We start from the raw sequence: 12631 nt of genomic DNA on the forward strand, positions 1-12631 counted from the left end.
AGGCACTACCATCCGGGACATATATCTGGGCGCATTTGTGTTTATTGTCTGCGATATAATAGGCCTGCTCCTTGTCTTTTTATTCCCCCAACTGGCGTTATTTTTACCAGGTTTCATGAAATATTAACAGGGATATATATGAGCAACAGGGAAACGGTGACCTTGAAAGAATTCGTTAGATAATCGAGACCTGTGCGACAGTACTTTAATGATAAGGAAAGGAGAAACCATGTCAAAGAGATTCGTACTCAGAGAGCTGTCCCGCTACAATACGGGTATTTACGCTGACGTCATCTACAGGAACGCGCTCCTCTACGCCGACGAGATGGCGATCAAGTGCGGCGAGGAGTCAATAACCTTCGCGCAGTTTAACGACCGCGTCAATGCGCTGATACATGCCTTGCAGTCCATGGGCGTGAAGAAGGGCGATGTGCTCGGCATCCTCTCGTGGAACTGCCTCGAATACCCTGATGCCTATGGTGCGGCAATGAAGTTCGGCTTCATCGCCTCACCCTTCAACCCGAGACTACAGGATAACGAGCTCGATTACCTCATCAACTACTCTGAGTGCAATACCCTCTTCGTGGGACCGGAGCTCGTCGAACTCGTCAATCGCCTTAAGCCCCACATACCGAAGGTGAAGAACTTCATCTCCTTCGGGACTGCCGATGTCCCGGGGATGGTCTCCCACCGCACGCTCCTTGAAACCTTCCCGAAGGACGAGCCGGACGTGGATGCCCGGGAAGACGACCCCATCTTCCTTTTTTATACAAGCGGCACGACAGGCGTTCCCCGCGCAGCCCTCTACACCTTCGAGAGGGCCATGGATGATACCAGACGGTTCCCCACGGCCATGAGCTTAGAGCAGGGGGACAAACATGTCCAGATCATGCCCCTGTTCCATATCGGGGGCACAAAGAACTTCTGGGGGTATTTCTATGTGGCCGGCAGCAATGTGATCATGCCCCAGATGTCCTTCGATCCGGCCGCGACGCTCCAGACGATCCAGGATGAGAAGGCTACCGACATCCACATCGTGGCCACGCACCTCGCCGCCTTCCTCGCCCTGCCTGATGTCGACAGATATGACCTTTCGAGCCTGAAGCGTATGTTCTACGCTGCCTCCCCGATGCCGGTGGAGCTTCTGAAGCGGGGCATGGAGAAGTGGGGCCCGATCTTCATGCAGTTCTACGGCGGGACCGAGGACGGGCCGAACGTCACGATGCTCTCGAAGAAGCAGCACGACGTGGTGAACAGATCCCCTGAAGAGCAGAAGATCCTCGCGTCATGCGGTTTCCCCCACATCGGCGTCCACGTGAGGATCGTTGATGACCGGGACGATGATGTGGAGCCCGGAACGGTTGGAGAGATCATCGTGAAAAGCAAAGGGATCCCGAAGGAGTGGTGGCACAAGCCGGAGGAGACCGCCGAGACCTTCCTGAACGGCTGGGTACACACGGGCGACATGGGACGTTACGATGAGAATGGCTATATCTATATCGTCGACAGGAAGAAGGACATGATCGTGACAGGGGGCGAGAATGTGTATCCCCGCGAGGTGGAAGAGGTCCTTTACCAGCACCCGGCGGTACAGGAGGCTGCCGTCTTCGGTATACCCGATGACTACTGGGTAGAGAAGGTCCATGCCGCCATAGTTCTCAAACAGGGAGCGCAGGCGACTTCTGCTGAGATCGTCGAATTCTGCAAGACGAGGCTCGCACGCTACAAGGCGCCAAAATCCGTTGAATTTATGCAGGTCCTTCCTAAAACCCCGTCAGGTAAGATATTGAAGCGGGAGCTGAGAGATAAATACTATGCGGGAAAGGAAAGAAAAGTATAGCCCCATCAGCATTAATCCCAGATTTTCCATTGGGACGATCATCCATGTCGGGCCATTCCCTCGCAAACACGCGGGACAAAGGCAGTGAATAGTAAGAGACAATACGGCAGAGCCTTTCCGCCGAACGCATTACGCCGAACGGTTTTCTTTACACTCTCGATATACGAACTACGATATACGATTTGTTATGCGCCATGCGCCATGCGCTTTGCGCTATGCCGTAGTCCCCTTACGCCTGACGCCTAACGCCTAACGAGATCCTTAAGGAGGAAGTGATGACGGAAAGACTCATACTCAAGGAACTAAGCCGCTACAAGATAGGGACCTGGGCGGATATCATATACAGGAATGCGCTCCTCCACCCGGACAGGTTGGCATTCGTATATGGACCGCAAAGGATCAGCTTTTCACAATATAATGCCCGCGTGAACAGCCTCATCAATGTGCTTAAGTCTCTGGGGGTGAAGAAGGGGGACGGGATCGGCATCATTTCCTGGAACTGTCTGGAATATACAGACGTCTTTGGTGCAGCAATGAAGGGCGGTTTTATTGTATCACCCTTCAACCCCAGGCTGCAGGCTGATGAACTCGACTACATTATCAACTATTCGGAGGTTAAGGCACTCTTTGTAGGTCAAGAGCTGGTAGAGATAGTTGATCAGATACGACCGCGTCTGCCCGGGGTTGAACATTACATTTCCCTTGAAGGTGCGGCCCCTGGAATGCTCACCAATAGTGAACTGCTCCAAGCCTTTCCAAAAGAAGAGCCTGATGTCCATGTTGAAGAGGATGACCCGTACTTGATCTTGTACACCAGCGGGACAACCGGCGTACCTCGCGGGGCAGTATACACCCATATTCGCAGACTCGAAGACGTAAGGACAATGGCTCTTCAGCTCCGGATGGAGCCCGCCATGAAGCATGTCATGATATTGCCCCTATTTCACATCGGCGGCAGTTCCTTTTTCTGGACATACTTTTTCGGAGGGGCAAGCAACGTGATCATGACCCAGCGCTCCTTTGACCCGGAAGCAACCCTCAAAACCATCCAGGACGAGAAGGCAACAGATATCCATATCGTACCGACGCAGCTTGTAATCATGATGGCATTGCCCAACATTGACGGATACGATCTGACAAGTCTGAAACGGATGTGGTATGCAGCGTCCCCTATGCCTGTGGAATTACTTCGGAAGGGCATGGCGAGATTCGGCCCGATCTTTGAACAAGGTTATGGACAGTCTGAATCCGGGCCGGATATATCCTTTTTTTCCAGGGAAGCCCACCTGGTCTTAGACAAATCCCCGGAAGAGCAGAAGGTACTCGCGTCCTGCGGGCAGCCATGCATATGGGTACACGCGCGGATCGTGGATGAGGATAATAACGATGTGAAGCCCCATGAGGTGGGGGAGATCATAGCACAGAGCAAATACATTATGTTGGGGTACTGGCAAAAACCGGATTATACGCATGAGACGATCATTGATGGTTGGCTCCACACCGGCGATATGGGTTATTATGACGAGCAGGGCTTTATCTATATTGTCGATAGAAAAAAGGACATGATCATCACCGGCGGGGAGAATGTCTACCCCCGTGAAGTGGAAGAGATCCTTTATCGCCACCCTGCGGTGCTTGAGGCTGCTGTAATCGGCGTCCCCGATGAGAAATGGGTGGAGCGTGTCCACGCAGTGATTGTATTAAAGGAGGGACAGAAGGCTACAGATGATGAGATCATCAACTTTTGTAAACAGAGCCTTGCCCGGTACAAGGCACCCAGGTCCGTAGACTTTGTTGCCGCCCTCCCCAAGAACCCCCAGGGGAAGATATTGAAACGAGAGATACGAGAAAAACACTCCCAGAAGATGGAGAGGGCGGAGAGAAAACACCTTTAGATTTTTTGCAAGAATATGGTATTGTTAACGCCGGACATGCCCTGCATAAGTCTCATATGTAGTGAACGAACACAGTTGTTTCATTTTGATACAATTCTTGTTCATCATGTATATGAATGCCTCTTTGCAATATCCAATTTTACTCAAGAATCTCGTTTTGCAACAGCGCGTTCATATGGTATTTAAATTGCATAATTATGTATAAGATAAAAGGTAAAACCGAGGTGCGAAGAGCATGTTGACACAAGCGAGTCCCAAGGCCCTGATATGTATCCAATGCGGCAAATGCACCGGCAGCTGCCCGGAGTCCGGCAAGACGCCTTTTAATATAAGGATGCTTGTGCGGAAGAAACAGTTCCAGTCCGTCATCGATGAAGCCGTGCCCTGGTACTGCACATCCTGCGGCGCCTGTACTATCCGATGCCCGAGAGATGTGAAGCCCTCCGAAGTGATTATTGAAATGAGATCGGCATTTATAGAGAACGGGACAGTACCCCTGGCGCTCCAGAAGGCCCTCGAAAACACCTTTGTGCAGAAGAACCCCTGGGGGCGTTCCCGCAACAAGAGGGCTGCATGGACTGAAAAGGTTGATTTCGAGATCCCCCATGTATCGGAGACCGCCGGGAAGAAGCTGCTCTTTGTCTGCTGTATCCAGGCATATGACCCGCGATGCATGGTGATCCCCGTTAATGTAGCCAATCTCCTCAACAAGGCTGGCTTCGAGTTCGGCATCCTCGGCGAGGAAGAGGCGTGCTGTGGCAGTGAGATCAGGAGAATAGGCGAAACCGGTCTTTTCGAAGAACTCCAGGAAGAGAACGCTGCAAATTTCAAAGAATACGGGGTGAGCGAGATCATAGCACTCTCGCCTCACTGCATGAACGCATTGAAAAAAGAGTACGGCGATACCGGCATCAAGGTTTCACACTACACAGAGGTCCTGTGGCAGCTCATGGAGGAAGGAAGGTTGAAGACGACAAGGCCTTACCCGAAGAAGGTCATCTACCATGACCCCTGTTTCCTTGGGAAACAGAATAATATCTTCGATCAGCCAAGAAGTATCCTTGGCTCCATAGAAGGCCTCGAACTCCTGGAATTTTCGAGATCACGGGAAACCTCTCTGTGCTGCGAAGGCGGGGGCGGGAGGATGTTCTTCGAGGTGGAGACGAGCTACCAGAGAAACGCGGAGGTAAGGGTGCTCGATGCGATTGAGAAGGGAGCGGACCTGATCGCCACAGCGTGTCCTTTCTGCCTCATGACACTTGAAGATCCTGCCACAGAGAAGGGAATGATCGTGAGAGAGCTTTCAGAAATCATTATGGAGGTCTTATAAAATGAACATACTTGTCTTTACAAAAAGAGTTCCCGCAACTCAGGAGGAAGAGCTCCGCCTTATCAATGACGGTAAGGACGTGGACTTTTCAAAACTCCCTTTCAAGGTAAACGATTGGGATAACTACGCGGTGGAAGAAGCGGTAAAGATAGTCGAAAAGGGCGGCGGCGCAGTGACGGCTGTCTCCATAGGCGACACCGAGTCGGATGAGGTGCTCAGACGGGCAATAGCCATGGGTGCCAAAGACGGGTTTCTGGTAGAGGTGGATCAGGTGCTCCATGATCCCTTTGCGAGGGGCGCGCTGATCCGCAACTTCATACAGAAGGAGAATGTCCCCTTTGACGCTATCTTCACAGGGGTTCAATCCGAGGATGACCAGTTTGCCTCTGTGGGCGGGATCCTTGCCGCGCTCCTGAAACTGCCCTATGTTTCCATGGTAATAGGGATCGACAGCGTTGAAAAGGATCACATGGTAGTAAGAAGGGAGCTTGAAGGCGGCCTCCAGGAACGGGTACGCGTAACGACTCCCTGCGTGATCTCCATCCAGAGTGGCATCAATGAGCCGAGATACGTATCGATCATGGGTATACGGAAGGCCTCAAAGGTAGAACGGAAATCCTTTAAGGGAAAAGAATACGACGCCGGCAAGGAAGCACATATCGAGCTTGTTAAGTGGGTCTACCCGCCGAAGAAAGGCGGGGCGCAGATGCTCGGCGGTGAGCTTGGCGATATATGCAAAAAGCTTATGGAGATACTGAAGGAGAAGGGGGTGTATCAATGAGTTACGCACTGATCGTTGCAGAAGCGAGGCGGGGAATTTTTGAAGAGAGGAACTTAGATTCCATCGGTATCTGCACCCTTCTTGGGAAAGAGACGGTCATGCTGCTGCCGGACGGGCAATACTCTTTTAACGAAAAGCTGGTCGACAGCATCATCAAGGTGAAGGCCGGTGAAGAGGTCTTTCTCAATCCCCTCAATATGGCTGCCATTATTGAGAAGGTCTCCGAGACACGCGGAAGGCCTGACTTCATTGTATTTACCCACTCATCTTCAGGCGCCGAATCAGCCGCCTACGCGGCAGGTCTTTTCGGTTTTCCCATCATCACCGATGTAAGCGGCTGCGATAAAGAGCGGGGTGTCTTTTTCAAAAGTTACTATTCAGACAAGCTCTTCGGCGAATTTAAAACCACAGGGGACGCAACCTCTGTCCTCACGGTCAGGAGCGGGAGCTTCAAGGAGTTCGCTGCGGAAAAGGCCGCGGCCCCGCGTGAGGAGGTCATCGAGGGTGTCACGGTCAGCGACAGCAGGACGTTCGTGGAATATGTGGAAGAAGAAAAGACCGATATCGATATTACCAAAGCAGATTTCCTTCTCTCCGTTGGAAGAGGGGTTGGGAACAAAGATGAGATACCCGCTTACGAAGAGCTTGCAGGTCTCCTGAAGGCCGTAATCTCCGGATCACGACCTGTCATCGACAAGATGTGGCTTCCGAAAGCGCGTCAGGTCGGTACATCAGGCAAGACGGTAAAACCGAAGGTATATCTTGCGATGGGCATAAGCGGCGCCTTCCAGCATATAGCCGGCATGAAAGACGCCGACTGCATCATAGCGATCAATAAGGACGCCGAAGCCCCCATATTTCAATACGCGCATTACGGGATTGTGGGGGATATGCATAAGGTAAGGGACGCGCTGAAAGGCATAGTAAAAGGATGAATGATAACAGAAAATCCGAAATACGAATATCGAAGCACGAAACAAATTCTAATGTCCCAATGTCCAACTGTTGAAATGTGCCCGGTGCTCGTTTCGAACATTCAGCATTTGAGTTTTGATATTGTTTAGGATTTAGATATTCGAATTTCGTGCTTGGTGTAACATGATTTAGGATTTTAAAGATGGACAATATAGCGTGGAAGAGATAGTGGCAGAAAAGAATGTATTAGTGATAGGAGGCGGCATCGGTGGTATCACCGCTGCCCTCGAGCTTGCATCCTGTGGTGTGCAGGTAACGATGCTGGAGGAAGGACCCTCCATCGGCGGCAGGATGATACAGCTCGACAAGACCTTTCCTACCCTCGACTGCTCTACCTGTACCCTTTCGCCCAAGATGGTAGAGGTGGCGCTCAATCACAATATAGAGATCCTCTCGTGGGCAAAGCCGATGGCGGTCAGGAAAAAAGGTGCAGGTTTTCAAGCTACCATCCTGAAGAAGGCACGGTATGTCGACATGAAGAAGTGTACTGCCTGCGGTTCCTGTTCTCCGGGCTGCCCCGTGGTAATGAAGAGTGAATTCAACATGGGCACAGGTCCGCGAAAGGCGATCTATATTCCTTTTCCGCAGGCCATACCCAACAAGGCAAGCATCGATAAACGTGAAGATCGTCCCTGCAAGGCAGCCTGTGTTAGTGTATGCCCTATCCATACGAATGTGCTCGGATACCTGAAGCACATCAGCGAAGGAAGGTTCAAAGATGCCTACATGCTTATCAGAGAGGTAAACCCTTTTCCTTCTGTCTGCGGAAGGGTCTGCGATGCGCCGTGCGAGGAGGCGTGCAACCGGGGAGAACTGGATGATCCGTTAGCGATCCGGGAGCTGAAGCGGTTTGCAGCAGACCAGGTGGACCCGGCGACGCTGGAAGTACCCGATATCCAGCAGACCGGGAAGAAAGTGGCAGTGATCGGTGCAGGGCCTTCGGGGCTTACGGCTGCCTATGAGCTTGCGCTCAGAGGGCACGCGGTAACCGTTTTCGAGGCATTGCCCGAAGCGGGCGGAATGATGCGGTACGGCATTCCGGCATACCGTCTGCCCCGGGAGGCGATCAACAGGGATATAGCCTATATACAGAGGCATGGTGTGGAGATAAAAACAGGGGTAAGGGTAGGACAAGACATTACGCTCGCGGAGATAACGAAATCACACGACGCGACTTACATCGCCGTGGGTGCTCATAAGGGTCTCTCGCTCGGGATGGAAGGCGAAGATCTGCCGGGGGTTCACGACGGGATTACCTTCCTGAGGAAGGTGAATGCCGGTGAACCGGTGCAGATAGGCAAGAAGGTCGCCGTCATAGGAGGAGGCAATACGGCTGTGGACTGCGCGCAGGTCGCCAGGCGGCTTGGTGCGGAGACTGTGACCATCGTCTATCGCCGGACCCTCTCAGAGATGCCTGCAAGCCATGAAGAGGTTGAGACTGCGCTTAAAGAAGGAACAATGATTCAATTTCTGACGGCGCCGGTCAGGGTGACTGCAAAGAGCGATGGATCTCTGTCAATGGTCTGCCAGAAGATGGAGCTGGGTAAGCCGGATCTAAGCGGCCGGGCCCGACCTATCCCCATAAAGGGGTCCGAATTTACCATGGACGTCGATGCGGTGATCAGTGCAGTCGGACAAGCCCCTGACACCCGTTTTGTGAGCGAGCTGGGCGTTGAGATCCTGAAGACGGGTACGATCCAGGTGGACCCCGCTACTCTGGCCACGAACGTACAGGGTATTTTTGCCGGAGGCGATGTGGTCACCGAGCCGGCCTACGTCGTTGACGCAATCGCGGCAGGGAGAAGGGTCGCAGGCTCAATAGACCTTTTCCTGACAGGCAAGATAGTGGTATCCGAGAAGACCTGGCAGAAGGACCGGATGTTTTGGTCAAAAAAGGAAAGGGCGGGCGAGAAGCTTACCGACGATGAAGTGAAGGTCCTCAAGGAAAAGTATGGTGAGGAGCGGCGGCTTATGCCCCGGGAAGAGCCCCCGGAAGAGCGAACGAAGGATTTCCGCGAGGTGGTAACGGGTTATACTGAGAGCCAGGCGCGGTCCGAGGCTTCGAGGTGCCTCGCAGGGAAGATAGAAGGATGCATTCAGTGCGGAGAATGCGAGAGACGCTGCGATGTAAAGGCCGTGGATTACAACATGAAAGACGAGATTGTGGAAATGGAATTTGACAGCATCGTCCTGGCACCAGGATTTGACCTCTATGACCCTACCGAAAAAAGAGAATTCGGTTACGGCACACTGGACGGAGTGATAACAGGAATAGAATTTGAGAGGATTTGTTCGGTCACGGGACCGACAGGCGGTGATATTTTATTAAAGGGAAAAGTCCCGAAACGGTTCTATTTTATCCAGTGTGTCGGATCGAGAGACAGACAAAGTGGAGCACGGTTTTGTTCCAGGGTATGCTGCATGTACACGGCAAAACATGCCAGTATCGTGAAAGACCGGATCAAGGACGCCGAGATCTACGTGTCCTACATAGATGTAAGGGCATACGGCAAGGGTTATGAAGAATTCTACAAGAACACACAGGAAACCGGCACCTTTTATATAAGGGGAATTCCGGGCGAAGTAACGCAAGGCAAGAACGGTCTCCTGGTTAGGGTAGAAGATATGCTGAGCGGTGAAATGCGCGAGGTTGAAGTGGATGTTGTTGTCCTCGCAACAGGGGTAAGGCCTCGCAAAGGAATCGAGGAACTCTGCTGCATGATGTCGTTAGAGAGAGACGAATACGGCTTCATCAGAGCGGACTCAATAAGTCCCTCACGGACGAACGTAGACGGCATCTTTGTGTGCGGCATGGCCTCGGGACCGAAGGACATTCCCGATACCGTCGCCTCCGGAGGAGAAGCGGCGGCAAGATGTCTTGAATACATTGCCGATTGCCGATTGCCGATTGCCGATTCTGAAATTGCAAATTGCAAATTGGAAATTGGAAATCAAGAGGGCGATGCATGAAGACAGGGATATTTATTTGCCACTGCGGTCACAATATCAAGCACACCGTTGATGTGAAGAAGTTGAGCGAATACTTCAAAAAATATCCCAATGTAACTGTTTCACAGGATTATGTCTTTGTATGTTCGGAGCCGGGCCAGGACATGATCAGGGAGAGCATTGAAAAAGAAGGACTTGACCGGGTGATCATCGCATCCTGCACGCCTTCGCTTCACGGAGAGATGTTCAAGGATGTTTTGAAAAAATCAAATCTTAACCCATTTCTCTTGAGAAGGGTAAGCATCAGGGAACACTGTTCCTGGGTCGGCGATGATGTTGAAAAGAACACAGAAAAGGCAAAGAGGCTGATACTTGCAGGACTCTATTCGGCAGCTCACTACGTTCCCCTTGAGGAGAAGATCGTAGATGTGAAGAAGTCTGCCCTCATTGTCGGTGGCGGTGTATCGGGCTTAAGCGCAGCTGTGTTCCTTTCAAGGATGGGCATGCAGGTCTACCTCGTAGAAAAGGAGGCTGAATTTGGCGGCCATGTGAGGACCCTCAAAAATATATGGCCCTCGGGAAGGGACGGCAAAGATATTATCGACGAAATGGTTAAAGAATTGGAAGGACGAAAAAACGTTGAGTTATTCACATCAACGACCATCAGTAACTTTGAGGGTTTTTTTGGTAACTATGAAGTGACGCTCGAAACCCCGGGAGGTGAGAAAAAACTTACTGCCGGAGGAGCGATTATAGCTATAGGATTTTCACCCTTTGATCCAGGCATAAAGCCGGAATTAAATTATGGGAAAGATGAAAGGATTATCACAACCCTTGACTTCGAGCACAACGCGGACACCTTACGGCTCCCTGAGAAGCCAAGGGTGGCCATACTCCATTGTGTCGGATCGCGCGATGAACAGATAGGAAAGCCTTATTGTTCAAGGGTATGTTGTGTCAATGCCTTGCGGGTAGGGGATGCACTTAAAAATAAGTACAGGGATTCTTATGTGGAGTCCTTTTACATGGACGTGAGAGCCCATCCACGTGGGGGAGAGGAGTATTTTGAGGACACGCAGGAAAAGGGCGTTCTCTTCACGAGGGCGAATGTAGCGGAAATAATTCCCACACCCACTGGCGTCATGATCCGCGGAGAGGATACGCTGTTTGGCGAGATGTTCGAGAGGGAGTTCGATCTTGTCGTACTCTCCATCGGTATGTCTCCTCCAGAGGACAGCAAGCTGATTGCGTCGCTTTTCAAGGTTACCCTTGATAAAGATAAATTCTTCCTGGAGGCCCATATCAAGCTCCGGCCTTTTGATACGGCAGTAAAGGGGATCTTCATCGCAGGGTCATGCTCGGGCCCCAAGGATGTTGAAGAATCGATCAACCACGGAAGGGCTTCGGCAGTGAAACTTTTTGGGTTCCTGAACCTCGGTTATGCCTACGTGGATCCCTTTATTGCATATGTTGATCCGAAGAGGTGCAGCGGCTGTCGCATGTGCGAACAGGCCTGTGTCGCAAAGGCTATCAAATATGATGAGGCAAAAAGGGTAGTCCACGTGGAGGAGGCGGCCTGTATGGGGTGTGGACTCTGCAACGCCACATGTCCGTCATCCGCAATCGGACTCAAGGGGTATATCGACCGCATGATCGATGATGAGATAAGCGGATTTACTGAGGCAATTTAAGAGCAGTGAATAGTATATAGTATATAGTGAATAGCAAAAGGATGAAGACTAAAAAAAAGAATTATTATTGGGTTTTTTTAACTATTCACTATTCACTATCGACTATTCACTGCAGTTAATACTATTTACTGAAGTTATTATGGAGGTTGCATGGCTGAAGAAACATTGCAAAAGAATCCGGAGATAGTAGGTTTTGCCTGTTCCTACTGCACGTTCAAGGCATCCGAGATGGCGGGGAGCCTGAGGATGAAGTACCCGGAGGGGGTGAAGCTGATACAGGTCCCCTGTTCGAGCAGGGTCGACCCTGCCTTTGTTATCAAGGCGATCTTCGAAGGGGCCGACGGCGTCTTTGTTGCCGGCTGCCACCCAGGAGACTGCCACTTTATCAAGGGCAATTTCTATACCCGACGAAAGATAGCAGCCTTAAAAGAGATGTTTGATGCCTTTTCGATGAAAGATAAGCTCCGGCTCTTCTGGGTAAGCGCTGCCGAGGCACGGCGCTTTATAGAAAAGGTGACGACTATGTACAACGATATAAAGGAAAAGAAAAATGCAGGGTAAAAAAATTAAAAACGGGAATATCGAAAGCGCTCTCAGCCGGTTCCTGGAGGATGAGCAGCATCTGGTCCTTGGATTCAAAAAGGGTGAAAACGGTGTAGACCATCAGATATTCAAGGGCAGTCTCGATCATTATTCTCTCGTGAACCCCGTATTCGGAGCAAATGCGGCATTATACCTCCGCCGGTTATTTGCCAGGGGATTACAGGTTATGCTGATGCTGAGACCTTGCGAGATACGGGCATATGTTGAACTCGTCAAGCTGACACAGGTTGAACGGGAAGATATCATTGCCGTGTCCATTGATTGTCCGGGTACAGTGTCCTCAAAAGAAAAGAAAGATGATGTGCCGACCGAGGTTGACCAACTGGCTGATTATTTTAAAAATGCTGATTCTATGCGGTGGGCATGCAGCGTATGCAGCGAAAGAAGAGGGGTTGTAGGAGATGCAGGGGTAAGGATTGATAAATCCGGCAATTTCTGGATAGTTCCTTATACGGAAAAGGGAGAAGGCTTGCTCTCCAACATAGAAGGAGAATACGAAGAGGTTCCCGCAGAGATGCTCATCGAAAAGAACGCAAAGATGGACAAGTTCCAGGTAGACATGGAAAC

At 51.1% G+C, this 12631-nt stretch carries 9 protein-coding genes; all 9 read left to right on the forward strand.

The features are described 5' to 3' along the window. Positions 1–229: 229 nt before the first annotated feature. On the forward strand, positions 230–1840 hold the full coding sequence (locus PHU49_08530; protein ID MDD5244049.1) for an AMP-binding protein: 1611 nt from the start codon (positions 230–232) through the stop codon (positions 1838–1840). A gap of 275 nt (positions 1841–2115) precedes the next feature. After that, entirely contained in the window at positions 2116–3735 is a 1620-nt protein-coding gene (locus PHU49_08535) for a long-chain-fatty-acid--CoA ligase (GenBank protein MDD5244050.1), read from the forward strand. 235 nt (positions 3736–3970) lie between these two features. Continuing rightward, positions 3971–5065 carry a (Fe-S)-binding protein gene (locus tag PHU49_08540; GenBank protein ID MDD5244051.1) on the forward strand — a complete coding sequence of 365 codons (1095 nt, stop codon included), beginning with the start codon at positions 3971–3973 and terminating at the stop codon, positions 5063–5065. 1 nt (position 5066) lies between these two features. Beyond that, positions 5067–5846: an electron transfer flavoprotein subunit beta/FixA family protein gene (locus PHU49_08545; GenBank protein ID MDD5244052.1), complete on the forward strand. Its 780-nt coding sequence runs from the start codon at positions 5067–5069 to the stop codon at positions 5844–5846. Continuing rightward, positions 5843–6781 carry an electron transfer flavoprotein subunit alpha/FixB family protein gene (locus PHU49_08550; GenBank protein ID MDD5244053.1) on the forward strand — a complete coding sequence of 313 codons (939 nt, stop codon included), beginning with the start codon at positions 5843–5845 and terminating at the stop codon, positions 6779–6781. Before PHU49_08545 ends, PHU49_08550 begins: the two co-directional genes overlap by 4 nt. Before the next feature lie 196 nt (positions 6782–6977). Beyond that, complete coding sequence (locus PHU49_08555; protein ID MDD5244054.1) at positions 6978–9791, forward strand: NAD(P)-binding protein; 2814 nt, start codon at positions 6978–6980, stop codon at positions 9789–9791. Beyond that, positions 9788–11461, forward strand: a complete 1674-nt coding sequence (locus PHU49_08560; protein MDD5244055.1) for a CoB--CoM heterodisulfide reductase iron-sulfur subunit A family protein — start codon at positions 9788–9790, stop codon at positions 11459–11461. The genes PHU49_08555 and PHU49_08560 overlap by 4 nt, the downstream gene beginning before the upstream one ends. Before the next feature lie 150 nt (positions 11462–11611). Further along, positions 11612–12022 (forward strand): hydrogenase iron-sulfur subunit, encoded by a 411-nt coding sequence (locus tag PHU49_08565; protein ID MDD5244056.1) that lies wholly within the window; start codon positions 11612–11614, stop codon positions 12020–12022. Further along, on the forward strand, positions 12012–12631 hold a 620-nt coding region (locus PHU49_08570; GenBank protein MDD5244057.1), incomplete at its 3' end, for a hypothetical protein. The genes PHU49_08565 and PHU49_08570, both read left to right, overlap by 11 nt.

It is taken from the genome of Syntrophorhabdaceae bacterium, from assembly GCA_028713955.1.
Classification (GTDB): Bacteria; Desulfobacterota; Syntrophorhabdia; order Syntrophorhabdales; family Syntrophorhabdaceae; genus UBA5609.